This is a genomic window from Occallatibacter savannae, from assembly GCF_003131205.1.
Taxonomy (GTDB): Bacteria; Acidobacteriota; Terriglobia; order Terriglobales; family Acidobacteriaceae; genus Telmatobacter; species Telmatobacter savannae.
This window is the reverse complement of record NZ_QFFY01000006.1, coordinates 249,295-275,792: the sequence shown is the minus strand read 5'-3', so window position 1 is coordinate 275,792 and position 26,498 is coordinate 249,295. Positions and strand designations below refer to the sequence as shown.

Below are 26,498 nucleotides of genomic sequence, written 5' to 3'. Positions count from 1 at the left end.
GATTCATCACTCCCGAACGACCTGGCGTGGATCCTTGTCGTCGCGAAGGGCGACGAACTTGATGTGGCGAACGTGGTTTGAGTCGGTCCACTCAAGAAACTCGAAGTTCGCCACAAGCTCAGGTCGCACCCAGATACATTGCTTCATCTTGGCAGCCGTCAACCCCTGTCCCCATCGACCGCTCTTCGCTTCGGGAAGATTTCGAAAAGGACAGTCCGGAATGACCCGCGACTTCAAGCGTGCGTACAAATCGCGCCGCGTCGCCGGAACCAATCCTGAACGCACCCGTGCGGCATACAACAAACTGCGACCCTCGTAGAAGCCAACTACCAGCGCGTCGACTCCGTTGCTGCCGGGGGTGAAACCTCCGATGACAAACTCCTGACCGATATTGATCCGCTTCTTTGACCAGGCGCCACTCCTTCGACCGGGTTCGTAATGAGACTTGAGGCGCTTGGCGACCACACCCTCTCCCCCCATCTCGCGTACGGCCGCTACAAACTTGCCCATAGGCCCTGCGAAGTGCTCAGACACCTGCACACGGTCTGACGGACGGATCGCATTCGAGAGAAGAGTCTTTCGTTCTTTTAGGGACAAATACTTGGTGTCTTGCCAATTGTGCATCAGGATGTCAAATGCGAAAAAGACAACATTGGTATCGGCATCGGCGTTCTGCAATGCATTGAAGCTCAGCTGGCCGGTTCCATCGAATGCGACCAGTTCGCCATCGATTGAGGTGCCGAGCGGGATTGAGTCTTCAAGACTGCTGAACACTCCGGAGAATCTGCGGGAGAAATCCTTCCCTCTCCGCGAGAGTAGATGGACGCCGCGCTGATCACGGAACGCCTGTCCACGGTAGCCGTCGAGTTTGAGTTCGTAGACCCAGCCTGGACCGTCGGGAAGATTAGCGACAGGCAAACACTCCATTGGCGGCGTGAATGAGATGTCGCGATGGGGCGCAGGCTTCATCCGAAGAGCGTCAGTGGAGCGGTGACTTCTTCTTCGTCCCTGAGAGGCTCGATCAGGCTCGGATCGTTGTTCCGCGTATTTCCCACTGCCTTACCGACTTTCCATGCTTTCATCTCATCGGCCGGGTAGGGTCTCAGCAAGTCGATAGGAAGATTCGTCGGATCGCTCGGTGCCAGCCATCGCTCGTAATCCCGCCTATGCAGAATCACAGGCATTCGATTGTGGATGGGCTCCATCAGCTCGTTGGGATCGGTCGTGAGAATCGTAAATGTCCGCAGCTTTTGCCCGGTCGCCCTGTCCTTCCACGATTCCCATAGTCCAGCGAAGGCGAACATGCCGTCGTCCTTGTTAGCAATCGCGAACGGCTGCTTCGTCTTCTCATCCGGCTTCTGCCATTCATAGAACCAGTCGGCCGGCACCAGGCAGCGTCTTTGTTTCCATGCCTCGCGGAAAGCGGGACTCGTTGCAACAGTCTCGGATTTGGCGTTGATGGTGCTGAAGGATGCCTTTCCGTCCTTCGACCAGAAAGGAACCAGTCCCCAGCGCATCACGGTCAATTCCCGGTTCCTGTCTCCGGGCTCAGGCGCACGACAGGCTGGAGACTTTGCGGGGCGACATTGTAGGAGGGTGCCAGGTAGGAGTCATCGAACTCCTCAAAGACATTTGTGTCGTGCGCCTGCATCCATTCAGCAATCCGCTGCTTGTCTCCTCGCCTGCCGTATCGCCCGCACATATTGCCTTCTCCCGTTACCTTACTATCGCATTCAGTATTGATCTCGCCAGATGCACGCTGTCCATGATCACCGATTGAACTCTGGGAGAAGGTCGGCCGATGTCGTCACGCGCCAGCCTCACGGCAGCAATGATTGATGCAGCGATAACCAGGGTCGAAGCAAATCTGTCCTGGTTGCGCCGCTCTTGTTCTTCGCGCCCAATGGCTCTCCTCATCTGTCCCATCTCAGCGAAACCTCGCTTCCGATTTCACCGGTTTCCGCATGAGCAACAAGTGTGACAGCCGACCTCTAAAAATCTCCGGCGGAAGATAAGACCGACGCTGCCCACACAGTGGACACTCGGCTAGGATCCAGCTGTCCGGCATCGTAATGACGGGTGCCGGAATGTTTTCTCCACATCTTTTGCACTGCACGGTGAAGTCACAAATCCGCGATTGGGGCAGCTGCCGCACGGGAACAGTATAGGCGAACAAATGGCGAAGATTTGCACAGATCTTCCGTTCCGTATTGGGTCGTAGAATTTCGTATCAGGGTTGATTTCATGGAATGCCTTGGAATTCATCTCCACGAGCATAAGTAACTAAACATCAATCACGTGCAGCCAAACTCGGAAGTACTGGATAACACTTTAGTCGGCGGAATCAGAGTAGGGTTAGAGGCGAAATCACCGAGCATGGTCACAGACGCTCCACCACGCAAATCGAATCTCGCGGGTTTTCGAGAGAGTGATCGCATGACAACTCTCGATCTGCCAGGTGACGGATCATTGCATGAATTCGCCCAATCCATTGAGGTGGCGATGAAGATGGAGCGGATCGCGAATGTACGCGGAGTCTGTGCTGACTTCCTCAAAACCGCATCGCACTTCTACGAGGTCGAGGATTGTGGAATCCGGGTACTTACGGCTCGACCCCTAAAAGTCCGTGAGCATTGGACGACCGAACTCTTCGGAGACTACGATCCGAATTCGTTGTTGATTCGGGTGTGGATGCGAACAGCAGTTCGCAAAGAGATGACGTCATTCGGCACATTTCTGAGCACGCTCTGCCATGAGTTCTGCCATCACCTCGACTTCCAGAAGTTCGGATTTGCCGATTCATTGCACACTCGGGGGTTCTTCGAAAGAGCCGCTGCGCTTTACCATCACGTGCGTGGTACTCCGCCAAAACAGTTGGTTTGGGCACCGGTATCGGGAGGACGCTGGCGTATTGACTGGCCCCGGACCAATCGGAGCGCGCATTGATCTGCAACCAGCATGAAGCAAATGGTTCCCGGCGAAGGTGCGATATTCCTAATTCAGATTCGTCGTACCCAGGAGTTTGAAAAACTCGGCTTCTGTCAGTATTCGCAGCGGATATCCTTCATTAACGAGTTCCTCGGCTTTTAGCAGCTTTCCGCTCTTCGCCTTGCCGTTGTAAAGGGAGGGATCGCGAAACCCTGAAACCACGATTGTCACTTTCCTATTCACGTTGGGAATCACATCGCAGCCGGCGGCAATTGCCCGCTCGATCGCCTCTGATCGCGGAATCGACAGATCGCCCGTGAAGACCACACGTTCCCCGTGCATGTGCCCGTCGGCATTCCCCTGCCGCGCAGGATAGTGAGTTCCCACATGATTGAGAACCTGTTCATATCTTTCCGAGCGGGGCTGGCCGGTCTCGATCACCGGAAGATCACGAGGATCGCTCCACGCGTATCTTCTGCCATCGAGTTTGGTAACGACATGCCGAAAAACAGCAAGTGTTCGCCGGCAGTCGGCCAAGGCTCGGTGCGCGTTCTCATTCGACAGGTTGAGCATCAGGGCAACGTCTTCAAGCTTGTGGCTAGGCAGGTGCGGATAAGCATCTCGCGCCATCTCAAGCACGTCGAGATAACGATTTGAGAAAGACAGATCGTGCTGATCGGAAGCGCACTTTAAGAAGCGCAGATCAAAGCCAACCCGATAGCCGATGATGGGAACATCTGATAGGAAAGCCTGCAGTTTCTCGACTGCCTGCAGAAGAGAAACGCCTAAACCGTCAACCATTTCCTGCGTGATACCGGTAGTAGCAGTGATCCCGGGTGGAATCGGATTGGTTGGGCGGACGAGCGTAGAGAATTCCAAAACTTCCCCATCCAGACCTGCGCACTTGAGCGCCCCAATCTCGATGATCTCGTCCATCCCGGCACTGAACCCGGTGGTCTCAAGATCGACAGTTGCGAAGATCGATGGAACCTCAAACCCGGGGGTACGCCGGGTTCCGGACTTGTGCGTCTTTGGTGCAGCGGGTTCACTACGAATTAGGCGAGTCGGCCGCGCCGCAATTAACTGCTCAGTTCGGACCTGATCGACGTCTTCAGCAGCTTGATTCAGAACATGTTGAGGCGGTGTGACTGTGGTATGCAAATCCTGGCTAGAAGTGCTACGGGATCGAACGATAAAGATGGAGACTGCACCAAGAACGAAGACAACTAGCAAAACGATCGCGTAAGTCATGGGCCCCTGAAAAGCGAAAATCAATTTTAATGTCGGAGGCAGAAATCGATCTGCGACTTATGTGTGACTAGAGAACCATTGCAGCCTGGTTGCTTCAATGAATCCGAGTCTCTGGATTTACGACTTCATACTGCCAAGGAGCGCATGTTCTCGATTGCAATGAGCATTCCGTCTACACACGTGATTTGGTGTCGATTAGCGATGCGCATCCATCTGTTGTATTCTTCGTGACCGCCACAAATGTCTTTGCTAAGCGCTAGGGCTTCTTCATGCAGGCTGTTGGCCCAAGCGCCAAATTCACGTGGTGCCATCTTCAGGGCCTCACGCCTGGTCCGATTGGCGCGTTCAATGCTTTTTGGAAGACTGTTCATGTGAACTGAGCTTATGTGACGGATGCCCTTCAGTCTGTGCTCGCCCGCACAATAAGACGCGCGCAGGTATTCCAAATGGCAAAGTGATCACGTTGCGCGTTCGAATCCAACAAGCTTGCGCGGGATATGCCTGACTCGGTGTTGCTGTATACTGCGTTGTCAAAACCACAATGCGCATCTTTGTCGCCGTCACCGATAACGACTGGTTCGCTCTCCACGCTGCCGCTAACCGCGTGGATGAGGTCAACTTCTGGCGTCCATCATCCGAGGCGACATTTAAGGCGCTTCAACCAGGAGAGCTTCTTCTCTTTAAGCTTCACTCCCCTCTGAACTTCATCGCAGGTGGAGGTTTTTTTGTCCGGTTCCATCAGTTGCCCGTGAACCTGGCCTGGGAGACATTCAGAGAGGCGAATGGCGTGCGCTCTCTGATGGAGATGCGCCAGCGAATTGCCTTCTATCGACGCACGCCGATTGCAGCAAACGAGAATCCAATCATTGGCTGCATCATGCTCGCCGAACCATTCTTTTGGCCGAAAGAAGCCTGGATCCCATGTCCCGAGGATTTCAAGCTCAACACCGTGCAGGGAAAGGGTTATGACTCCGAGGTCGGTGCGGGGCGCGATTTGTGGAACGAGGTAAGCACTGGCATCCAGACTGAGACCCCGGCTCTACTTGAACCCGGCACTGCGGCGCTTGCAGCGGTGGAGTCCAAAGGATATGGCAGACCGCAAATTGTGCTACCCCGTCTCGGTCAGGGACTGTTCCGTATCGTAGTGACCGATGTCTACCAGCGGCGCTGTGCAATCACGGGCGAGCGAACGTTACCCGTTCTCGATGCAGCGCACATAAAGCCCTACACGGTAGTGCAGAGACATGAAGTCTCTAACGGGCTGTTGTTGCGCAGTGATCTGCATCGGTTGTTCGAAGATGGCTATTTGACAATCGATCCGGTCGAACGTCGACTGGTTGTGAGCAAAAGAATCAAAGAAGAATTTGAAAACGGCAAAGAGTACTACCGCCTCGAGGGAACGGAGATTCGTGAGCCGCTAGCCACTTGGGCACGACCGAGCACCGAGAATCTGGAATTCCACGCCTACAATGTCTTCCACTAGGCACGCATTCTGTACTCTCAATGCAGGAGCATCAGCCACTCGCCTCGCAAAGGGACAAGAGTCTCCCTGGCTTGCCATGTGAGACCGCTGGCAACCGAGGCCGAGCTATATGCCCAGTGAGCGATTCTTGTTGTGGAACCCAGGTTGTGAATTACCCCAAGCCGATCGAATTCATTTCCAAGCTCCTCGCCATGAGACCGATTCCTCTCAACCCAGGTGCTGAGGTGTTCTTCAGACGCCAGCAGATCACGTTTCGCCGAATTGCATTCCTTATGCGCAAGGACGAAATTGTGTCCAAGGTCCAGTGGATAGAGTGCCCATGGAACAAAATGATCGACGTCGGCCTGCCTCAGCGGCTTCTGACAGTAGAAGCAGAGATTCCGCTGAAGTTCGCGAAGCGGGACTTGGAGCGGCAACAGAGTCGCCCTCGTTGCTCCAAATAGGAACTCATGAAGATCTGCAGATTCCCCAATGAACGACAGATTCTGTTGACGAACCCATTTGGTCCAACCAGCCTGAACAAGTTCGGCAATCAGTCCATGGAACCGCCGAAGACAGAATGCCACTCCGGGGTAGAGTCTGATCGTTTTCGGTGCGATACCTTGCGGTGGATCGTACAAGAACGGAATGCGCTCACGCCCAACGTTTTGCAAGTAGCGCAATGGCATTGCGCGAATGTTTGCGGCGATCTGCCGCGCCAAGGCTCTCCAGGCGATTGAATCGCGCTGGGCACTCGCCAGAGAATCTCCGTACTTGTTTCGAATCTGAAGCAAAAGCCTCACGACGACCGGAGCTTTTCCTGCATTCTGACGGAGGACTACCGAGCCGAGGAATGGCAGCGTTTGCCGCCAGTAGTATTCGATAAACTTCTCCGCAATCCTCTCGGCGTCGATATCGAGTGAGCTTCCGGAATCGTCTCCGATCTCGACTGAAAGATCTGCCAGAGCCATGAGTAGGGCGTATTTGTAAGTGGCCGAGAACAGGCCTTCGCCGAGGAGCCGCTGTACCTTCAGCAGGAATTGCACCTGCTCTTCGGGAGAAGGCGGCATTTCAATCCACCTCCCAATAACGGGCTCTTGCTGGAATGATGTTGCGGATTCCGCCCCGTGGATCAACCACGTCGCCGATACGTCTTGGGATCACATGAATGTGCGCATGCTCAATTGTCTGCCCAGCTTCCGCTCCATCGTTGATTCCGATATTGAAGGCATGTATACCGAGCTCCTGCTTGCAATTCTTTCGAACATCCGAGACGAGATCCCAGGCTGCGAGCTGATCTTCAGCGCTCAAATCGTAAAGACTCTTTACGTGCGGTCGAGGGATGATGAGCGTATGACCTTCTGTGAGCGGGAACTCATCTCTCATTGCGATCGCAGAGGCCGATTGCAAGACTACCCGTGATTGGTCCACTTGGCAGAACGGGCATTTGCTCATCGACTGACTCGCAGTAATACGGAATTGCGGTGAAAATCAAGAAAGTGCTTCTGACCCTCTGAGAACGAACCAACATTCACCAGATGTTCGGTATCGATTCCCATCCTCTGGAGAGAAGGACGATGCGCGACCGGAGAGATGATGAGCTGTCCAGAATTCTCGAAACCAATGAAACCCCGATCGAACAGATGATCAATGCTGGGCGTTAGCAGCAATCCGTTCTCTCCATTGAGGCGCTCTTCATTTGAGGAGTCCCGCCAGGGCTTGCAGTGGGATGCGATGAGGTGGGTTGGGTTCTCAACACCGGTGATTCGGCATCGATGCTCAATTCGACTGACGCGCTCCTTAAATATGCCCTGACCGCATCGGGCTCTGACGATAGCCTCACGATCAGTCTCCCTGACCGATGTGTCAGACTGGACCTGCTCCTCAAGCCTGCGCTCCCAAACATCGAGATCGTCTCCTAGAATCAGCTGCTCGCCGGCAACTGGCGCAACCTGCTCAGACCCCGAAAGCAACAGCCGAGCTTCTGGTCCAATGAGCCCCGATAACAGTTGAGCAAAGCCCTCTGAGACTTCCGTTAGATAGAGAGCCTGGTTTCCATTGCCATTTGCCTGGAGCGGCGAGTACCGGCCGGGCAGAGCCGATCGCAGAATATCCATGTGATCTTTCGGCCGGACCTTATTCAACAGCGGAGTGAACGAGACACTCACCCGCCAACCGACGTTTTCCCAGTACTCTCCGGTAGCACCAAATTCCGCCGGCTTAGGACATTCCCAGCAATAGGATTTCGCGATACCAATAGCCGCGATCCGAGTATCCACAAAGGAGAATATGAGGTCCCCAGGAGAGACCTCGCGCATTGATTCATAGAATGGGTTTCTCGCGCCATTAGCATTGCGCTTTGGGGACCAAAGGTATCCGTCCGCAATCTCATGGCGATACGTCTGATTTTGATTGACCCACCAATAGCGCATGGTTCGACCCGAGATGCTGTTGAAGGTTTACCCCTCAGCGTACCACTAATTGGAAGGAAACCATCTGAAAGGACCTAGCGTACGCGCGAATCTGGACATTCCATCAACCTTGTGCGATCGCTCTTTTGATCGCCGCTTCTATCTTCGAACCTCTCCTTGCAAATGGAAGCGCCTCGAACATTTCATCAGCCAATTCGTCGCTAGTGCGAAGTCTGCCGTCGGACTGCACCCAACGGAGCAAATTTCGCATCTCTGCAGAAGTGTATTCGTCGATCGACTTGCGCACGGGAATTGGCGGACTTGCCGAATTCCTCACCGCCGGTTTCGACGAAACCGATGTTGAATTCGGCGTGTGGGGCTCCGACGAAGTTCTGTTCGCTGCTGATCCACCATTGCCATTCGACTTCTCAACCGCTCTGTTAAAGGCCTGAACCGCACGTTGGATCTCGTCATCTCGCCGCAAGAACCAATCTGTAGACCAGATTCGGTGGAAGGTCCAACCCAACCTCTCAAGCTGTTGCTGGCGAAGCCTGTCCCGATCCCGCGCAGTATAGCTGGAATGGTAAGTCGCTCCGTCGCATTCGATCGCGAGGACGTACTTTCCCGGTGCAGCGGGGTGGCAGGCTGCAAAATCGATCCGGAACTTCGAGCAGCCGAGTTGCGGAACCAGGGTGAGCCCATGAGAACTCAGAGCTTCGAATACGTCCAGTTCGAAATCATTCATCGGCTCAGTCGTGAGCTCTCCGTTAAAGAGCAGACGACCACCCGAACTCGCGTATTCGATGTAGCTCTTCAGGAACTCCAAACCTGTACCTGGACGAACCTGGCTACTGTTGATGTCGCTGTACGCGAATGAAGAGACGACAACGACCTTTCGCTTGGCGCGCGTCGCAGCCACATTGAGTCGTCTACGGCCGCCCGCAGAGAGAATTGGGCCGAAACGCAGAGGCAGGTTCCCGGCACGATCCTTTCCGTAACCAACCGAGATAATGACGACGTCCCTTTCATCTCCCTGGACGCGCTCTAGGTTTTTCACGAAGAATCGCTCGGGGCGTCCTGTATCAAAGAATTCAGACAGTTCCGAGTCTCCATTCAACTCTCGATCGATCGCGCCCTGAATTCGATTTGCGTGCTTGATACCCATGGTGATTACACCAAGGCTCAGATCCGGTGTGGTCCGGGCATGCTGAAGAACCAATTGGACCACCTTCTCAACTTCTGCACTGGAACTTTCCTCCTGCCCATCGGAGGCAGGAATGTGGTCGACGTACACGTGAGAGATCGCGGGGCCGCCGCCGGGTCCGGGGAACGTAACAAGTCGGTCGTCGTAGACATGATGGTTTGAGAATGCGATCAGCGATTCATCGCGGCTTCGGTAGTGCCAATTCAGATGGAATCCCTTCACGAAGGGAATCATCATGTCGAGCAGACTTTCATACCCCGTTGAGTCAGCATCCGAATCGTCCTCTTCATCGGCGGCAGCAAAGAAGGTGGTCGGTGGAAGCTGCTTATTATCGCCTGCAACGATCACGTGCTTACCCCGCAGAATCGACGGAATAGCGTCCTCTGGGAGGATCTGGGATGCTTCGTCGAAGATCACATAATCGAAGATACCGGTGGCGCCGATCAGCTGGCACACTGAAAGCGGGCTGGCCATCCAGCATGGACATACAGCAGTGAGAACGTTCGCTGATTCAGTGAAGACCTTGCGTAAAGGCTTATGCCGACGGCTTTTCGCTGCTTCGCTCCGGATGATGCTTTCCTGTTCCGGATACTTGTTCATCGCGGCAACGGCATGTTCAGCATGCGCACGCCGCACCCTCGCTGCTGCGAGATCGAGCCTCTTCTCGTCCAGCGTTCGGAAACTATCAACGTAGCCATTATGTGTAGACCCGACGAAAGCTCGCACATCCGGATCAGCCAATGCCGCCATATCCAGGGTTGACGTGAGCCATGAGTAATCGAACGCTGAGACCCACTGGGCGGCGGGTCGGCGAGAAGCATGAATCTCATCGACTAGCTTCTGCACTCCCAATCGCTTCAGCTTCCGCTCTATCTCGCAAACGCGGCTTATTCGATACGGCGTAGCGGTGTCTTGAGCGAGTGACCTGACCTCTACCAGCAATTCAGTCAGCGGGAGTTGTTTCAGCTGAAGACTTGAAATGCGTTCTGCTTCATTCAAACTGCTGCTGACCTTATCGAAGATCTGCTTGCATGAATCAGCAGTGGGAATCTGGACAGGTGATTTACCGTTCTCTCCCCATTTTTGCCAGAAGTCGAATGCGCCGGCGGCAGATTTCATTTCCTCCCAGACCTGCTTCACCGAAGTCCTTCCCGCGGTTCTCAGAAGGAGTGCGTCCCGGTAGGCCTTCTTCAACCTTGCATTTGAGATGCGAACCCAAAGACTCTTCAGACCTGGGGCGCAGCCTGGCACCATAGCATCCGCGCGCCCTTGCGCGTCAGGAAAGATGCTTTGCTGATAGCACGAGAGAATCTCGTTTCCGGCAATCGCTTCTCGCAAATAGGTCGCTGCATCATCGATGGTTGTAGGCATTCGGAGTGTGAAGTCGGCACAGATCTGCGTCAAACCAGCTATCAGGGAAGGCAGCTCCTCATGAGCGACCCGCGAGAGTAGATCAAGAGCATTCTGTGCTGCCCTTGTGTCCTCGAGTTCAACGCCGCACCATGGCGACGGATCCGTTCGGTTCAGCAGGCTCACGAATCCGGCTGCTTCCCGGAGCAAATCTCGGATCTGATTTGCACTTTCTGAGGTGATCGCATTCAGGTCCGCACTTCGCCAGCGGACCGGATTACTGATGTCAGATGGCAATCGAAGGAGATGGCCTTGCATCTGGAAGATGCTCATCCCAGTTGGCGCATGAAGTTTGTGCATCCGCTGATCGTGTTGGTTAAGCTTGTTTCGCCGGTCCACAAATGCGTTGTGCACGTCATCAACCGCTGGAAGACCAGCGTCGCGCACCATGTTCAGCGTCCGCGCGACGTTCTCCATTACCTTCTTCGGGGCCAACTCAGCGCCGTGAAGGTCGATTGCCAGATGGTCCAGGCCAACAGAGGTAAGCCTGTTCATGACGACTTCCAGAGCGGCGCGCTTTTCGGCGACGAATAGGACCTTCTTTCCCGTTGCTGCCAGTGTCGCAATCAGGTTCGTGATTGTCTGGCTTTTGCCCGTTCCTGGCGGTCCGTGAACAACTGCGCTCTGGCCGGCCACGATCCCGGAGATCGCACATTGCTGACTCGAATCAGCCTCCATCACGGCAAATTCGTTGGTTGGAGGTACTGAGTCCAATCCCTTTGGATCAACGTCGACGTTGGATGCGCTCATCGCCCTTCGGGCTGAAGCGTCTCCTGCGATCGCGGCCACAATATCATTGCTGATCAGTTCCGCGCCCCGGAGTTCCAGATCCTTCACCATTGCCAGTTTTTGGAAGGAGAAGTTTCCAATTACTGCGAATGGCTGAGCCGTGAATCCCGGGACCTTCTTCGCTCGCGAAGCAAACAGGTCCAACACTCCCTGAAGATCAATCTCTGCCTCGTCAGAATCGTCGTCACCTTCCTCGGGCTCAGGTCGAAATTTGTGCAGAAGCTCCTCGCCAGTGATCCTTACGTTGAGCTCCTCATTGAGCACATGGATCAAAACAGGATTGACTTCCGGTTTTCCAGTGGTCTCGACTTCCGTAGATTGGACGTCATGACCCTTGAACTTCAACGTCACCGGGAACAGGAGTATTGGAGCAAAAGAGTCACGGCCGCCGTCCTCCGCCGTCCAGGAGCATCTTCCGACCGCGAGGTACAGGGTCGAGAGGCCCTTTTCCTCGAGGTTCTCCAGGCCTTTTCTCGCGATTGTTCGGATGTTTGCTGCCGCGAACTGCTGACCGGGCACCAGTTCGGCCACGGCAATTGAATTACCTGAAGACAAGAACCGGATCAATTCTTGCCCGATCGGCAGCTCGAGTGCCCCATTGACCAGAGGTCTATAGAAGAGGAGGTTATTTCTGCGCGAGAGATCGATGAGACGGTTCTTCCACGCGTCGCGCGACGTGTTGACCAAGGTCTCTCGTAGCTTGGTGTCGGAAAGAAGAGTTGGGCCCGATGACATTGGCTTAAATCGGTGAAAACCAACTATATCGCAAATGGGCTCTACAAGCCCCTGCACTAAAGTGATAGCTCACTCGAATGAAACACAAATAGCCCGGACGTTATACGCAACTAGCTTGGGTCAGTATCACCTTAGAATGTTGCAGGAACGCGGCTCCCAGCACAAACAATCACGATCCCTGGAAGTGCGCCGTGGGATGGCGGGAGCAGGTTGATGCCGAATCAATTTTCGCCGCGTCACGGAGCTCACCCTTCTCGGAGGCCTATCCTGTTCCGAGAGGCCTATCCTCTAAGACCATTCCAAAACGGCCGCTCGATGAGTGCATTGGCCCGTCTCCACTCCACCTGAGCTAGGTGCGACTGAAACTAACGATAGAGTCGCCGGATCGAATTCTGGGAGTTCGAACTCGAACGTGCCTACTCGTTTCGAATCGTGTCCATCGGGTTGATTTGAGCTGCGCGGAAGGCAGGCAAAAGTGCCGATCCGATGGAAAGAAGAAGAGTGATTGCCAATGAGACTATGAAACTAGTGGCGTCGAATGCATTCAGTTGGTAGAGCTGTGATCGCAACAGGTGAGCGACGACCAACGAAAGCGGAAGTCCTAGCCCGAAACCAATACCCGCGATCCGCATGCTCTCCCCGAAGATCATTTGAAGCACGTCCTGCCGCATTGCGCCCAAAGCCATGCGTACCCCAATCTCGTTCCTCCGACGTTCGAGCCTGTAGGTGAGGGTTCCGTAGAGGCCAGTAGCGACGAGCACGACAGCGAGCACGCCGAAAGCCATGGCGAGACGGGCGAAGAGCATGGGCGTCGTGTAGGACTGCTCGAATTGCGCTGCCTGCGTCATAGGCTTTTCTGGGGCCAAGTTGGGATCTATCTCGCGGAGTGCGCTTCGAATGCCGGGTAGCAGCGAGAGCGGTGGCAAAGAGGTACGGATCTCAAGCGTGATCTGGCCTTCCATGCCGGACTTGGAGGCCGAGTGGTAGACGGTTGGGCGATCAGACTCGGAAGCGAATTTGTATTTACTGTCGCGCACCACGCCGATGATCTCCGCATTGTCGACGATGTGGCCTAAGGCACCGTTGGGTAAATATTGCTTGGCAAAAGTCTGGTTGACGATGGCCGTCTGCTTGCTGGAAGGCGTGTCGGCGGAGTTGAATTCACGACCCTGGAGCACAGGAACTCCGAGGGTGCGAAAGAAATCCACGCCGATGAAGTTGGACGAGATGTCGGCCCGCCTGCCGGACTTGTCGAGAACAGTCGTTCCGTCCAGGTTGACGCTCCCGCTTTTCAGCCATCCTGAGCCGGGACGCCATACTACCGGCGAGATCGATTCAACTCCGGGCACTGTTCGCAGGCGACCAATGAGGCGGTTGTAATACAACCAGCTCTGGGTGCGACCGGTGAGGCGTTGGGGTTCCAGATCAAAAACAAGAAGCTGATCCGCCTGCATGCCGAGGTCGAGGTGCTCGTAATTGAGAAGTGTGCGAACCGTGAGCCCTGCGGCGACGAGAAGAGTGAAGCACATGGCGATCTGAAAAGCGATGACGAGATTGCCCATACGGCGATGGTTGCGACTGGCACTGGCCATCTGGGTCGTACTTCTGAGGGCTTGGTCCGGACTGATATTGAGAGTTTGCGAAAAGGGCGTGAATGAGAATGCAATGGCGACGAGCGAGGCGACGGCGAGGGTAAACGAGAGGACGTGGCGATCTGGTGCGAGGCCTGCTTCGATACGCGCCCAGTGAGCGAGCACACTCGTGACCGCGATGGCGAGCAGCCAGCCCAGTCCCGCACCGGCGACGACAATGGCGAAGCTGTCGAAGGCGAGTTGGCGAAGGATGCGAAGGGAGCTTGCGCCGGTGGCGATGCGGATGGCGAATTCGCGCTGGCGTGTGGCGGAGCGGGCGAGGATGAGCAGGGCGACGTTAGTGCATGCGATGAGGAGCACGAGGCCGACTAGCGCCATCATGAGCTCGATCGGATCACGATAGGAACGGGCGTAGTCGGCGATTCCCCGGATGGGAGTGAAGCCGAGCGATGCGGGCCATTGTTTGAAGTCGATCTTTCCCTGAGGCGCGGTTGCAGCCTGCCAGAAGATGCCTTGCACGGCGTGCGAGGCTTGTTCTGGCGAGACGCCGGGCGCGAGGCGAACGACGAGCGGCACGGCCCACCATCTGGGAAAGCTATAGAGCATGCCTTCATCGGCGGCATATCCCCAGCCATTGAGCTCGGGGCGGTTCTGAAGTGGAATCCAGAAGTCATCAGGGGAGCCGGGATCGAGACCAACGAAGCCAGGCGCGGTGACGCCAACAATGGTGAGTGGAACTCCACGAACGTAAAGAGTCTGGCCGATCGCACCGGGATCGCGCGAGAAGGCCTTGGTCCAGAAGCCGTAACTGACGACGGCTTTGGCGGTATGGTCCTGTTCGTCGGCGTTGGTGAAACCGACTCCTGCAGCCATGGGAACACCGATGCCGGTGAAGAAATTGCCGCTGACCTCTTCGCCGGGCGCGGTGGTAGGTGTATTGCCATAGCGAACGGGAACCTGTCCGAGGGCGAGCGGGATGTGGGCAATAACGTCGGTGAAGACGCGCGACTGGCCACGCAGGGCCTGAAAAACAGGAAGAGAAAACGATGTGGGCCCGTTGCCGGTGCCGGCGGTATTCGGCGGCTGCGTGCCGCCATGGAGGATGCGCACCGTGTAGAGCTGCTTTGCATCGCGGACGGGAAGCATCTTGAGCAGCAGAGCATTGAGCGTGCTGAAGACGGCAGTATTGGCGCCGATCCCGAGCGCGAGAGTGAGAATGGCGGTGAGTGCGAAGCCAGGAGATTTGGCGAGCTGGCGGAGTGTGTAGCGAAGATCCTGAAAGAAGACGGACATGCAAAGCCTCCGACCGTGGGAGCTGACCTTGCCTTCCCAACGAGGCTATCAGAAAGCTGAGGCGGTGGATCGTTAGTCCCGTGACCTCGGCTTACGATCCAACATGATCTGGGGTCGCGATTGGATCACCGCTGATGCTTCTTGGTCGCAGCCGCCTTAAGCCAGCGAGATGCAGATCCTGATTTGAAACGAAGCCGGAGCCGCCAAACTTAGTGCAGATTGCGACCAAATGGGATTCGGGGGGCTGTGGTTGCCTGGAGATCTACTTACCGGATGCGCACGGATGCCAAGTTTGCAATTCAGAAACGATTGGCGTCAATGAAGCTGGTGACGATTCGCATGAATTCCTCGGGTTGCTCAAGATACATGAGGTGCCCAGCATCGGAAACCACGATCCTGTGCGAATTGGGAATGGCGGTCTCGATTGCTCCTGCATTCGCGTGAACATCGGGGATGTCTGCATCGCCTACTAGGATCAGCGTTGGTACATGAATCTCATGAAGACGGGGCAATGACGAGGGAACTCCTCTAGCCATGTCTCGATGAGTGAAGTCTTGGGGTGCCGCGCTAAGTAGATCGCGAATCTTCTGGCGTGCTGCCGGATGATCGGTCACTGTCAGATATTTGTCGTCTGCAATTCGAGCGATGGCCGCAGCTGTGTTGCCCTTATCGGCTGGCGCCCAGGTCGCCTCGCCTCGATTCAAGAAGTGATCGGAATAGGGGTATCCGTGGACGACTGCACCGACTAGGATGAGTTGTTCAACAAAGTTTGGATGTTCGAGAGCGAATTCGATGGAGAGCTCACCGCCATGGGAGCTGCCAACGAGGATCGCATGGCGTACCTTCAGGTTCCGTAAGAGCGCAAACAAGTCATCGGTTTCCGTGTACCAGCTTGTGGCCTCTGGCGAATGCCCGTAGCCCCGACGATCGTACCTAATCGTATGGTATTGTTTGCAAAAGCCTGGCCAAAGATTGTTCCAAACGGCGGAGTGCACGACGCCATCGTGCAATAGCACGATGGCTTCATCGCCCGTTCCGCATTCCTCGTAGTAGATTTTGCCGTTTTCGACATTCAGGTATTTTCCAGATGCACTTCCGGACTGAGCTCCCATGAATGGCACCATGCACACTGATAGAGTGCTGACCGCAAATGCAATGGCGACTTTCTTGAGGCTTAGTCTTGTGAAGCGGCTTTCCTGCATACCTTACCTCCTCTCAAAAGCCACCGGATCTGATGAGGTCCCTCCTGCCTTCTCGATTACTTCATTCTGTCGAAAAGCATGGACGTGCGGAGACCGTAAGAAACAGAATCTCTACGAGCAGCCGGCACTTCTATTCGTCCCGCAATGTCCCAATCGGATCGACAGCCGCTGCGCGACGAGCCGGCAACGCCGATGCCAGAAGTGCCAGCGCGAATACGGCAATAGCCGCCAGCGCCAGCACGCCGGGATCGAATGGGCTTACTTGGAACAAGAAGCTGCGTAGAAGCCGCGAAGCCGCTGCTGCTCCAACCAGGCCGATTGGGACTCCGATGACTGCAAGTTTTGCTCCGGAGGTGAGCACTAGCCGCACGATGTCTGCGCGCTGCGAACCCAAGGCAATGCGGATAGCCATCTCCTGAGTGCGCATAGCAGCGGAAAGCGCAATCACGCTGTAGATGCCCATGAGTGCCAGCAGTACGGCCGCCGCGGCGAAACTTGAGATCAGCACAGCGTTGAAGCGGCGCGGCGCCTCCGTCCGGCTCAACGCCTCATCCATCGACTGGACCTTTGTGAGCGGAAGCTGCGGATCGATGGACAGGGCTGTCGCGCGCAGCGATTCGATCATGCTGTCGAGTGGCAGTGCAGTGCGTAGCACAATACTTCCCGCCTGCGCGTTCAGCAAGCCGGGCGGCACCAGCTTTCCGTAGGAAGCCATCACCTGGCTGGAGGGCTGGTAGATCTCGTACTGCGTCGGAGCGTCCACGGCCATCTGCTTGATATCGCCCATCACACCCACCACCGTGATCCAGGGTGTGGGCGTATTGGGGTATCCCCAACGTAGGCGCTTGCCTATCGGGTCCTGTCCGGACCAGAAATGCTCGGCGAGCATGTGGTTCACAATGCAGACCGGCGGTGCCTTCACGTTGTCGGCCTCGGTGAACACTCGGCCGCGTAGCAGCGGAATCTCCGCGGCCCGAAAGTAGTTGCCCATTACCTGGGACGGCCAGGCAATATCTACTTCGGTTGCCTTGGGCAGAACGTAACTATCGGCGACGAATCCGCTATTGCGGACCATTCCTGAAGCTGGCAGGTACGACGTAATTCCCACGGCGTCGATGCCCGGCAAACGTTCGAGCCTGCGTAGCAAGGTGCTATTAAACGTATCGATGGCGGCTTGCCTCGAGTATTGCTCCTGCGGCAGGTTGTAGTTGGCTGTCAGCAGGTGATCGGTGCGAAAGCCGACATCAACTTCGCGCAACTTTTCAAAGCTGCGCAGCAGCAGGCCTGAAGCAATCAGCAGCACTAGGGCCACGGCTATCTCCGCGACCACCAGGGCGGAGCGCAGGCGCGACTGCGCTCCGCCGGCCGATCCCGTGCGTCCGCCTTCTTTGAGCGTCTCGTTCACTCCGGTGCGCGCAGCGGCTAGCGCCGGCACCAGCCCACACAGCAAACCGGTCAGCAATGCCGTGCCAATAGCAAACAGGACCACGTGCCAGTCGAGTTGAATAGATTCGACTCGCGGCAGCGTCTCCGGCAAGAAGCTGATGCCGACCCGTACGGCCAGCGCCGCCAAGCTCAGCCCAATCAAGCCTCCCGCGAGGCTCAACGCGAGTGTCTCCACGAGGCTTTGCCGCAGCAATGCAGCGCCGCTCGCCCCCAGCGCCCGCCGTACCGCAATCTCCCGCCGCCGCCGGATCACGCGCACAAGCAGCAGTCCGGCGAGATTGGCGCAGGCGATGAATAGAACCACCGCAACGGCCAGCAACAATATCCGCAGCAACGGCCGCGCCTGCGCCACCGTCTCTTCGGCCAGCGAGCGAACCATAGCGCCGATACGTTGATTGCTCATGTAAGCGGGAAAGTTATGCGCGATCTGCCGCGCGACGCGCTCTGCGTCCTGCTGGGCCTGCGAGGGCGTCACGCCCGGCTTGAGGCGCCCGACCATTCCGCAGCACCAAGCAGCCGCCTCTTCCATCTCATCGGGTGTGGGACTCAAGGGTACCCACAGTCGGCTCTGATCCATCTGGCCGGGGATGAGCGGGAACTCGAAGCCGCGCGGCATCACGCCGATGATTTCGTAAGTCTTGCGGTTGAGTTCGATCTTGCGGCCCAGGATCTGCGGATCTTCGTTAAAGTGGCTGTGCCACATCGCGTAGCTGATTACGGTTACCGGCTGGCTGCGGTCGTCTTCTTGCTGCGTGAAGGTGCGGCCCATCAGCGGCGCAACGCCGAGCAGAGGAAAAACGCTAGCCGTAACGCGCGACGCACTGATCTTGGCGGGCGCGCCATCGTCGGAGAATTCGTAGCTGGCCTGCTCAAACCCGCCCAGGGCTGCGAAGCCCCGCGTCTCGCGCTCGTAGGTAAGAATCTGTGGCATGGTTACGCCGATATGGCCGCTGCTGCCCATATCGATACGTGGCACAGTATCCCCCAGCACCATCAGCCGTTCAGGGTCGGTAAATGGCAACGGACGCAACAAGACACCTTCCACAATCGAGAAGATCGCCGTTGTGGCGCCGGTTCCGAGGGCAAGCGACAACACCGCGACGGTGGCGAATCCGGGATTGCGGCGCATGGCACGAAAGCCGTAGCGGATGTCTCCGCTCAGCTCATCGAAGAGTCCGAGGCCAATGGCTTTCCGGTACGTCTCGTTTTGGGCTGTGGGCCGACCAAGATCGATGCGCGCTTTGCGCCGGGCTTGTTCTTCTGTGAAGCCTTGCCGTACTAGATCTTCCTGATAAGCATCGAGTGTGGAATGGAACTCTTCTTCAATGTCGGCTGGCGTGCGCGGCGATATGAAGTGCCGGAGTTTGCGGATTGCGGCAAGGATACTCATAGCTCCTCCGCCGTCTTATTTAGGATTCCGGCGACGACAGCGGCCATATCGATCCATCTCTCAGTTTCGGCTTTGAGTTGACGCTTGCCGGCGGCAGTGAGCGAGTAAAAGCGGGCACGGCGTTTGTTATCCGACTCACCCCACTCGCCTTTGATCCAACCCTGGCGTTCAAGCCGATAGATGGCGGTGTAGAAGGAACCCTGCAAGATCTCAAGGCGCTCGCCAGATATCTGCTGGATGCGCAGTAGGATGCCATATCCATGCAAGGGGCCAAGCGAGATCGACTTGAGGATGAGCATTTCGAGAGCACCCTGCGGGAGTTCAACTGGCTTCGCCAAAGACTCTCTCCTATCTGGGAAAGGAGAGTACACGCTGTCTCCTTTCTCGTCAAGGAGACAGCCATATCAGGGCAAGTCGCTCATTGTCATCGTCGTGGATGTTTTGCAAATCGCCGCGGTGATGCTCTCTGCCGCTGGCTTGGCGGCTCTTCCCTTCGCGGCACATTTCTTGCACACAGCCGAAGATAGGACATGAACAAATTCGCCCTTGCCCCGCCCCTTAGACTGATGCCGGATCAGCCTAACCAATCTCCACTGGACACGCGCGCCGAGAACCGCCGAGGGTCGAGCGATGTTTACCGCCGGCGGCCAAAGCGACGAAGACCGCCCGATGTCGGAGCGGTGGACCTTCTATTCGCGAACGAGTGCCCCTCCCGTTCTTTGGCGAATCCGCCGACAATCGCGATCAGACTGGCAACCTTGGCAACCTTTCCAGTGAAGAGGTTTTGGAGAGCAGTGAACCCGATATCAAACGGCGATCCGCTTTGCGCGACCGCTACTACTGGGACAAGCAGGATGATTGTGACGAAGGACAGGGTTTTGGGAAAACGGCGCGGGAACTTCCAGCGGAAGATTCTGCGCCGGGCGGGGGACGTGAGCGTGATCCTCATTGGCACCTCCGACGGCTCGGTTCCTGCCGTCATGTGCCACACCGTACAGCCGCGCTTTTCAAGAGTCCAGGACTTCTTCTCTATAGTGCTATTGGTTTGATCTATCGAGGATGGTTTGTCCCCAGAATCTCCTCAACGGAGAAAAACAAAAGCTCTCGGATGACCTATTGCAGCAATTTATCTTGGGTTGTGGCGAAGCTTCGAATCTTCTGATGGCGGAGTCGGTCAGCAATTCCGCGCATCCCCGCGATCAACGTATGGAGCACGCTCTGTCGCCTTTCCGCCAGCCCGAATAGAGACGGAGGAAACAGAAGCGCACAGGTTCGCACCACGGCGTTGCTGAGGATCTCTCTTCGGGAAAACACATACGTAGCGAGGCACAGTCCTTGATATGGCGTTCCGATGATCATCATCAAGACGTGCGCATTGGAAGCACCGGTCTGCTTCGACAAAGAGCTCATTGCCGTCATATCGGTGCGACTTGGCAACGGTGCTGAATCCGGATGAGTATGCCACATTCCCAGATAGCGAATCGAGCCCCGGGATTCTAAATCACGCCTCTTGTGAAGGGCCGCAGTGCCGTCGACGCCGCAGATGAATTCAGCCTCCGTTAGGACGCTGTCTTTTGGGGGGCCAGACATTTCATCCACCCAGATGATCTTCAGTACTTCGTCCTTTTCGCCCAGGACAATGCCGCCCGTCTCGACGCGCCTCCCATGCTTCCACGCACTACGATCAATCGCCGAGTGCATTTTTGCCCACGCTTCATCGCTGATCCGCACCTCAAAACCCGTTTGCGGATCATGGCTAATGATGCGCCCTGCGACGCGGAGGCGAATGGTAGGGTCGACCTTGGAGTTGGTCGGCTGGCTGCAGAAGCAAATCGCGGCTTCGGAATTGTGTATGGAAGTCAAAGCCTCTGGCAGCGCGTTCAACATCGAATGCGATAAGACTGCTACGTCAGCAAATGACCCCACAAATGTAGGTTCTGAGCACCCCGGCTCCGGCTGAAAATGCTCGTGCGAAGTCAATGGAAAGAAGTCCGAAAGGTAGGGCGACGACGGAAACGAACGAAGCAACTGTAATTTCGCAGCCCGGGCTGCGTCGAATGGGCCCCCGGAGTGACCTCGACCAGTGACGATTAGCAGTCCCCTCCGCGCCTTTGGGCCTATTACAAAAGAAGCGATTGGCACGGGACAAAAATCCGCCTTTCGCCGTAATTCGAGTTTCGTGAGCACTGATCGTGAGGCTGTGGCATCGATAACGAGATCGGCATTGTCATGCCAATCTGACCGACCGAGCGCTAGGCGCTTGACGTCTCCCACGTGGGCTTCGACATTGAGGCTTGGCCGGATCGCAAGCAAACGTCGCTTAAGAATCTCGGCTTTGGGGAAGCCGATGTCCCGATCTTCATATGGCTGACGAACCAACACGCCCGGTTTGATGATCCCGTCGTCGTAGAGCACCAAACGATCAATTCCGGCACGCACCAGCGCTTCGGCTAACTGTGCTCCAATTGCCCCGCACCCCCATACGGTGACCTGCTTTCCGATGAACCAATTCATGGAAGTTTTCACGTCTCGGCGGACAATGATTTCCGGTCGTGCTTCGAGCACGGGGCACCAATGGATTGGGCAAGGAGCCAGGGCTTTGAGGAGTGCCTCTTCGAGATCTGCACGAATTTGTCGAAGCTCTTCATTGTCGGTCGGCCGCGGCATCGTCAGGCGCAGCGCACCCGCCGTTTCAGGATCGAAATACCAGGCGGTCAAATGTTGCTTCAGGTCTTGGTGTCCTTTGGTGCCTCGCATCGGCGCACCTATGACCAAAATGAGTGGAGTATCACTTGGGGTCATGTCAAGGCCACAGCATATGATCGCCAGCAGATGACTCCGGCTGATTCCGCGTACACTGAGTTCTGAAATGAGCTTTCCTATCGTGTCAGGAAACAGATGGCTTAATGGTTCTGCAAGCAATAGCGCCGGAGCAACCGGAGTAGTCGGCCACACGTCGGCAAAAAGAGACTCCCAACCATCAATATCGATGCGGCGCTCGGAGACTTGTCGAATCAGAGCAAATCCGAACCACGGCTGATCCGAAACCGTTGGAGCGTTGGCTTGCGGGACGATTGTCGGCAGATCGTACCTTCCTGCATCCGGAGTCGTTGGAGGATGCAGTGCGGCACCTACCGGTTCGAGCCTTCCCAGAGCAGCATCCCGCAGAAATGTGTCGATGCGGGCTACGAACCCGAACATACCGTCCGACGGGTTCCACTCCGTGTCCGGTGCCTGGTAGAGGCAGAGGTATGTTGCCCAATAGACGTGAGGAAAACCCTCCCACCGCCGATGAGTGCTGTATAGCAGCGGATGAGAAAACGGGAAATCAGATGGAACGTATATTTTGAGCTTTTCCCGATTGCGCAGGGGCATGCCTTCGGGGCTTTGCGGGACGGTGCTGCAATCCACGCTGATATAGACAGCTAGCCTTCCATTCTTCTGTTCTGCAAACGAAATTATTTCCAGAGGGCTATCTGGAGCAGCTTCGATCTCTCGAAGCTGCTCCAGTGCCATCGCCTGACCAGCTGTCATTCTCTTGCCCCGAAGCCTACACGCGTTGCGGGCGGGCCCTCCGATCCGCGTGCGAAAGTGGCAGCGGAAGTGAGGGACGCGGCCTCCTTTTTCGCGGTCTTTTTAGAGGGTGATACATACACTAGGCCGTTCTTCGTCGCTTCCCAAACGATCGGCACCGGTTGCTCTTCTCCGCCGTGTTCTTGAGTACAGAGGAAATCGGTCGGCGCAATCTCTTGATATCGTGCCTTCGCCCTCGCATGAGGCGGGTTATCGCCCGACTGATTTGAGGTTGGGATCGGTTCGCTGCTCGCAACGATGTAGCCCAGCTTATGCGCTGCGCCTTCAATGAGGTCCAGCACGTCCTGGCGTAAGGTGGCGGTCTCGGCTCCTGAATCCTTCCAATACATGACTGATTTTGAGCAGTGATGAGGAGCAACAAAGACGTTCCATTGCACATCAGCATCGTCGCTGTACTCGAAGATCTTTTTTACCGTCGGATAGCAGTGATCTCCCAGTAGCATGATGAAGGATTGACCTCCCTCCACTTCCAGCCTAATCTGCATTGCGATTGAACAGTCATTCCGTTCGCCCTCGGAGCTGTCCTTGAAGGGTCCGTGCAGGAATACTCGAAACGATTCTGCAAGGTCTACTCCATCCAGTTCAAACAATTCATGGCCTGGGACCGAGAAACATCCGCGAGGGAAGTCCTTGTATTCATCTTCCTTCAAGAGATCGTCGTAACCGATGATGCGGACACGATCTCCACTTACGACATCGCCTTTGTTCTTGATCGTCTTCCGAACCCGCCGCACCGCTTCCTCGCGAAATGCAAGCGCATCGTCGCAAAGGTCCTTCTTGTACTCGCGAAAAATGCGGGGACTGAACCAGAGTTCTCCAATATCCACCCCGGAAAGCAGCTCTTTGAAGCCGAGGCAGTGATCTTCATCCGGGTGAGTCAGGACGAAGGTAGCAAGATAAGGACGTTTTCCGACTTTGGGCAAAAGTGCAATAAGGCGATCAACGATGGGCGTATGTGGATCATCATCATTCTCAGATGCTGCTAGATGGTGAAGATCCACCTGCGTAACGATCTCGTCGGTCACGCAGATGGTTGTACTATCGCCGGTGCCAACCGGCCATTGGACGAAGCCCTTCGTAGGGAGGGCGAAATTTTTGTCGAGTTTTGCCATACCGCCTCCGTACACAGTGTAAGCATACAGTGCGGACAAATGCAAGCCGACTACAGGGTATCCTGACGTGAAGGCGGGTACAGTTGCTGCAATCGGATTCGGGCGGCGACCGGATTCACATCGAATATCTCGGCGACCGCCTGTTCCGCTGGTCTTCGCCGCTCGTCAGGCAAAGCGGGAATGCCGAGGAGCCCCTGGGCTTCCAAGAACGGGGACAAAGCGTCCGTCAGCAGTTGCTTTGGAAGAAGCAACGGTCCAATCGAGGCGTTCGCCTGAAACTCCCACCATTTACCGTCGTATTCGCCGGCCACTTCATCCCGACAGAGAATCTTTGGAACATTGGACTCGATGGTGTCTTGATCAAAAAGCCCCGCAGACATTTCCTTGAGAGCAAAGAGATGAGCATGCAATAGACAGTGTCCCGATTCGTGTGCAAGGGTCGTATTGATGCGGCGGTCGGAGGTCCTGGTATTTGCATCCGCCAGGGACCGCGACACGACCATCCTTGCGGGCCCATCGAGTGAGAAGGCGGTATAGCCAAGCACACCCTCAGGAAGATCAACGTAGTCGGGAAAAATCTTGAACCGCTTCTCGACAAAACGCTCGATTCGAGTGGGACCAGGCTGGTCCGGCATCAGATCTACCGAGCGAAGCGCGTCCTCGCAAATGGATTCAATCTGATTGGAAGTAAAGTACGGCCTCTCTCGGAACGGCCCTCTCGACGCCCTGGAGGTCTTCACGACTTCCTCGGTTTTGCTTGATGTCGTGCCCAATCGAGCAAGTCTTCGGCCTTAACTTTCCGATCCACCAAGGTTCGGAATGCAAGACCAAAGGCCGGATCTGCTTCCGCCATTTTCTTGATGTCCTCAACCGGAGCCCTGGTGTCGAGCTTTCTGAGCTCTTCGATCTCAACTTCCAACTCGTCCGCGATTTTGGCTAGCAAGTCTTCGGACGGGTACCGTCTTCCAAGTTCAATGTCCGAGACAAACGCGGCTGACACACCAATTCGTCGCGCGAACTCCCGTAAGGAAATGTCTTTCGCCTCTCGCTTTCGGCGAATGAAGGTTCCCAGCGTCTCCATGATGTAAGCTTACATTGCGGACGCGAAGCGCTCAATAGCAGATTGAATACCGAGAATCCTGATTGAAAGTGTCAGGTCAGAGCTCCGATTGACACCGATCAGCCAGTGATAGCTGGTGCTTTCGAGAACACTAGCCGAGTCTAGGGTGCAGAAAGATGAACGAACTCCTAAGCAAAATCTCGTCTTACCATCTCTTCAACTACCTGTTGCCTGGATCTCTTTTCGCGGTCGTCGCAACTGAACTCACGCATCGCCAATTTGTGCAGCAAAATTTGGTGTTAGGCCTTTTCGTGTATTACTTCTACGGCTTGATCATTAGTCGCATCGGATCCCTTTTCGTGGAACCATTTTTGAAATGGGTCCGTTTCGTGAGGTTTGCCGAATACCGAGATTTTGTTGCGGCTTGCAAAAAGGATCCTAAGATTGATGAACTTTCCGAAACGAACAACATGTACCGCACACTATGCACGCTATTGATCACTCTCATACTGCTGGGAGGGATTGTTCTCTTGGAGGAAAGGTACCCAGGGTTAAAGCGTGCAGAATTGCCTACTCTGACCCTGGTCGTTTTTGGATTGCTATTGTTTTCTTACAAGAAGCAGACGGGATACATTACCAAGCGCGTCAAGGCAAATGTTGACGCTCAATGAAAACCGCAAAAGTTTTGATTCCGGCAGCGGGCCGTCTTTATTGCACCGATCCACTTCAAAGTGATGATTCCATCATCCATGGGCACTAAAGGATCCGCACCTTGCGCTCGGTCGAAGAATTGGGGCGCTCGGCTCTGACTCTGATTGTGTTGAAGAAACTATCGTGAAATTCGACCAGAATGCTCCCATCGCGCCGCGTTGTAACGCATTTTCGTTTCTGTTTCGTTCCTCCGAGATCAACGGCCGTCCCTGAGCTCACACTCGTGTAGTTTTCCGTAATGCTCGTTTCTTGACACGGACCGTCCGAAATAATCGTCAACTTGGGATGCATCACGTCGAATAGCGGCAGATAGAAGCCGCTTGATCGCCCGTGGTGCGGCGCCGTGAGTATGTCGACGTCGGCAATAGCTTTCCGAAATCGCTTATCCTCAAGCAGGTTCTTCCAAGACGCCTCTTCATTGTCACCCGTCAATAGCAACTTTGCGCCTGCATATTCAAACAGAATTACCACGCTCCAGTTGTTGACGTTGGCTGAATTGCATGTCGGAAAAAACGGTGTAATCTTCGCTCCACCCCAGTCGTCAGTCCGAGGCTTTTTCAGCCCGAACGGTATTTGATATTCGAAAGAATCAAATAGCTGTCGATATTGGTTTAGGGTCGAGGGATCTTCTGCGCACACGGTATCGAGTAACCGCAACGGGACTCGCGGCGCAATCAAGTCGCGAATCGGAATCCCTGTCAACGAATGAATATCTGCAAGATGATCGTAGTGAGGATGAGTCAAAATCAACAAGTGCAGCTCTTCTAAGTAACCGTTGGCTCGTAACACACTTATGGGGTTCAAAAGCCCTCCCTCATCGACAATCCCGGTCCGAGATCGGCCACAATAGCGCGCTCGTTCGGAGTCGAAATGAATGCAGCACTGCCATGTTGTACATTCCAGAAGAT

General features: G+C 55.5%; 20 protein-coding genes. 3 read left to right on the top strand and 17 right to left on the bottom strand.

Annotated features, from left to right (window positions below):
• Positions 1-6: 6 nt before the first annotated feature.
• Together DHV10_RS27865 and DHV10_RS21905 are read right to left on the bottom strand one after the other, a co-directional pair.
• Positions 7-918 (bottom strand): ATP-dependent DNA ligase, encoded by a 912-nt coding sequence (locus tag DHV10_RS27865; RefSeq protein WP_162601770.1) that lies wholly within the window; start codon positions 916-918, stop codon positions 7-9.
• Between the two features lie 47 nt (positions 919-965).
• Complete coding sequence (locus tag DHV10_RS21905; protein ID WP_109488695.1) at positions 966-1,517, bottom strand: SOS response-associated peptidase; 552 nt, start codon at positions 1,515-1,517, stop codon at positions 966-968.
• 919 nt (positions 1,518-2,436) lie between these two features.
• On the opposite strand from DHV10_RS21905, the gene DHV10_RS21890 reads away from it, so the two are divergent.
• Positions 2,437-2,946, top strand: coding sequence for a hypothetical protein (locus tag DHV10_RS21890; protein WP_162601769.1), 510 nt, complete (start codon positions 2,437-2,439; stop codon positions 2,944-2,946).
• A gap of 48 nt (positions 2,947-2,994) precedes the next feature.
• Here DHV10_RS21890 and DHV10_RS21885 read toward each other — a convergent pair whose 3' ends face one another.
• Positions 2,995-4,179, bottom strand: coding sequence for an exonuclease domain-containing protein (locus DHV10_RS21885; protein WP_109488548.1), 1,185 nt, complete (start codon positions 4,177-4,179; stop codon positions 2,995-2,997).
• Between the two features lie 604 nt (positions 4,180-4,783).
• On the opposite strand from DHV10_RS21885, the gene DHV10_RS21875 reads away from it, so the two are divergent.
• Entirely contained in the window at positions 4,784-5,662 is an 879-nt protein-coding gene (locus DHV10_RS21875) for an HNH endonuclease (RefSeq protein ID WP_239461976.1), read from the top strand.
• Positions 5,663-5,679: 17 nt separating this feature from the next.
• Here DHV10_RS21875 and DHV10_RS21870 read toward each other — a convergent pair whose 3' ends face one another.
• From DHV10_RS21870 to DHV10_RS21810, 13 genes are all read right to left on the bottom strand, one after another.
• Positions 5,680-6,711: an HNH endonuclease gene (locus DHV10_RS21870; protein WP_109488545.1), complete on the bottom strand. Its 1,032-nt coding sequence runs from the start codon at positions 6,709-6,711 to the stop codon at positions 5,680-5,682.
• A 1-nt stretch (position 6,712) separates the two neighbouring features.
• Entirely contained in the window at positions 6,713-7,096 is a 384-nt protein-coding gene (locus tag DHV10_RS21865) for an HIT family protein (RefSeq protein WP_109488544.1), read from the bottom strand.
• Positions 7,093-8,073: an HNH endonuclease gene (locus DHV10_RS21860; RefSeq protein WP_109488543.1), complete on the bottom strand. Its 981-nt coding sequence runs from the start codon at positions 8,071-8,073 to the stop codon at positions 7,093-7,095. The genes DHV10_RS21865 and DHV10_RS21860 overlap by 4 nt, the downstream gene beginning before the upstream one ends.
• 103 nt (positions 8,074-8,176) lie before the next feature.
• Complete coding sequence (locus DHV10_RS21855) at positions 8,177-12,142, bottom strand: AAA domain-containing protein (protein ID WP_162601767.1); 3,966 nt, start codon at positions 12,140-12,142, stop codon at positions 8,177-8,179.
• Between the two features lie 464 nt (positions 12,143-12,606).
• The gene (locus DHV10_RS21850) at positions 12,607-15,075 is read right to left on the bottom strand and encodes an ABC transporter permease (protein ID WP_109488541.1); all 2,469 of its coding nucleotides are present in this window, start codon (positions 15,073-15,075) and stop codon (positions 12,607-12,609) included.
• 299 nt (positions 15,076-15,374) lie between these two features.
• Positions 15,375-16,277 carry an alpha/beta fold hydrolase gene (locus tag DHV10_RS21845; protein WP_109488540.1) on the bottom strand — a complete coding sequence of 301 codons (903 nt, stop codon included), beginning with the start codon at positions 16,275-16,277 and terminating at the stop codon, positions 15,375-15,377.
• Positions 16,278-16,407: 130 nt separating this feature from the next.
• Complete coding sequence (locus tag DHV10_RS21840; RefSeq protein WP_109488539.1) at positions 16,408-19,113, bottom strand: ABC transporter permease; 2,706 nt, start codon at positions 19,111-19,113, stop codon at positions 16,408-16,410.
• Entirely contained in the window at positions 19,110-19,451 is a 342-nt protein-coding gene (locus DHV10_RS21835) for a PadR family transcriptional regulator (protein WP_109488538.1), read from the bottom strand. Before DHV10_RS21835 ends, DHV10_RS21840 begins: the two co-directional genes overlap by 4 nt.
• A 296-nt stretch (positions 19,452-19,747) precedes the next feature.
• A complete protein-coding gene (locus DHV10_RS21830) occupies positions 19,748-20,062 on the bottom strand; it encodes a hypothetical protein (RefSeq protein ID WP_162601766.1) in 315 nt (104 codons plus the stop codon).
• Between the two features lie 164 nt (positions 20,063-20,226).
• The gene (locus DHV10_RS21825) at positions 20,227-22,647 is read right to left on the bottom strand and encodes a ThiF family adenylyltransferase (protein ID WP_109488536.1); all 2,421 of its coding nucleotides are present in this window, start codon (positions 22,645-22,647) and stop codon (positions 20,227-20,229) included.
• Positions 22,644-23,819: a ComEC/Rec2 family competence protein gene (locus tag DHV10_RS21820; protein WP_109488535.1), complete on the bottom strand. Its 1,176-nt coding sequence runs from the start codon at positions 23,817-23,819 to the stop codon at positions 22,644-22,646. Before DHV10_RS21820 ends, DHV10_RS21825 begins: the two co-directional genes overlap by 4 nt.
• A 50-nt stretch (positions 23,820-23,869) precedes the next feature.
• Complete coding sequence (locus DHV10_RS21815; protein ID WP_109488694.1) at positions 23,870-24,454, bottom strand: ImmA/IrrE family metallo-endopeptidase; 585 nt, start codon at positions 24,452-24,454, stop codon at positions 23,870-23,872.
• Between the two features lie 101 nt (positions 24,455-24,555).
• Positions 24,556-24,900, bottom strand: a complete 345-nt coding sequence (locus tag DHV10_RS21810) for a helix-turn-helix domain-containing protein (protein ID WP_109488534.1) — start codon at positions 24,898-24,900, stop codon at positions 24,556-24,558.
• A gap of 155 nt (positions 24,901-25,055) precedes the next feature.
• Here DHV10_RS21810 and DHV10_RS21805 point away from each other — a divergent pair, with 155 nt between their 5' ends.
• The gene (locus tag DHV10_RS21805; RefSeq protein WP_109488533.1) at positions 25,056-25,550 is read left to right on the top strand and encodes a hypothetical protein; all 495 of its coding nucleotides are present in this window, start codon (positions 25,056-25,058) and stop codon (positions 25,548-25,550) included.
• A gap of 85 nt (positions 25,551-25,635) precedes the next feature.
• On the opposite strand, the gene DHV10_RS21800 is transcribed toward DHV10_RS21805, so the two are convergent.
• On the bottom strand, positions 25,636-26,394 hold the full coding sequence (locus DHV10_RS21800; protein WP_162601765.1) for a ComEC/Rec2 family competence protein: 759 nt from the start codon (positions 26,392-26,394) through the stop codon (positions 25,636-25,638).
• Positions 26,395-26,498 lie beyond the last annotated feature (104 nt).

Excerpts from the sequence above, each read along its gene's own strand:
- DHV10_RS21805 (WP_109488533.1), top strand. The coding sequence starts at position 25,056 with ATGAACGAACTCCTAAGCAAAATCTCGTCTTACCATCTCTTCAACTAC.
- DHV10_RS21825 (WP_109488536.1), bottom strand. The coding sequence starts at position 22,647 with ATGACAGCTGGTCAGGCGATGGCACTGGAGCAGCTTCGAGAGATCGAA.
- DHV10_RS21885 (WP_109488548.1), bottom strand. The coding sequence starts at position 4,179 with ATGACTTACGCGATCGTTTTGCTAGTTGTCTTCGTTCTTGGTGCAGTC.
- DHV10_RS21830 (WP_162601766.1), bottom strand. The coding sequence starts at position 20,062 with ATGAGGATCACGCTCACGTCCCCCGCCCGGCGCAGAATCTTCCGCTGG.
- DHV10_RS21905 (WP_109488695.1), bottom strand. The coding sequence starts at position 1,517 with ATGCGCTGGGGACTGGTTCCTTTCTGGTCGAAGGACGGAAAGGCATCC.
- DHV10_RS21865 (WP_109488544.1), bottom strand. The coding sequence starts at position 7,096 with ATGAGCAAATGCCCGTTCTGCCAAGTGGACCAATCACGGGTAGTCTTG.
- DHV10_RS21850 (WP_109488541.1), bottom strand. The coding sequence starts at position 15,075 with ATGTCCGTCTTCTTTCAGGATCTTCGCTACACACTCCGCCAGCTCGCC.
- DHV10_RS21845 (WP_109488540.1), bottom strand. The coding sequence starts at position 16,277 with ATGCAGGAAAGCCGCTTCACAAGACTAAGCCTCAAGAAAGTCGCCATT.
- DHV10_RS21840 (WP_109488539.1), bottom strand. The coding sequence starts at position 19,113 with ATGAGTATCCTTGCCGCAATCCGCAAACTCCGGCACTTCATATCGCCG.
- DHV10_RS21870 (WP_109488545.1), bottom strand. The coding sequence starts at position 6,711 with ATGCCGCCTTCTCCCGAAGAGCAGGTGCAATTCCTGCTGAAGGTACAG.
- DHV10_RS21890 (WP_162601769.1), top strand. The coding sequence starts at position 2,437 with ATGACAACTCTCGATCTGCCAGGTGACGGATCATTGCATGAATTCGCC.
- DHV10_RS21810 (WP_109488534.1), bottom strand. The coding sequence starts at position 24,900 with ATGGAGACGCTGGGAACCTTCATTCGCCGAAAGCGAGAGGCGAAAGAC.
- DHV10_RS21860 (WP_109488543.1), bottom strand. The coding sequence starts at position 8,073 with ATGCGCTATTGGTGGGTCAATCAAAATCAGACGTATCGCCATGAGATT.
- DHV10_RS21815 (WP_109488694.1), bottom strand. The coding sequence starts at position 24,454 with ATGCCGGACCAGCCTGGTCCCACTCGAATCGAGCGTTTTGTCGAGAAG.
- DHV10_RS21820 (WP_109488535.1), bottom strand. The coding sequence starts at position 23,819 with ATGGCAAAACTCGACAAAAATTTCGCCCTCCCTACGAAGGGCTTCGTC.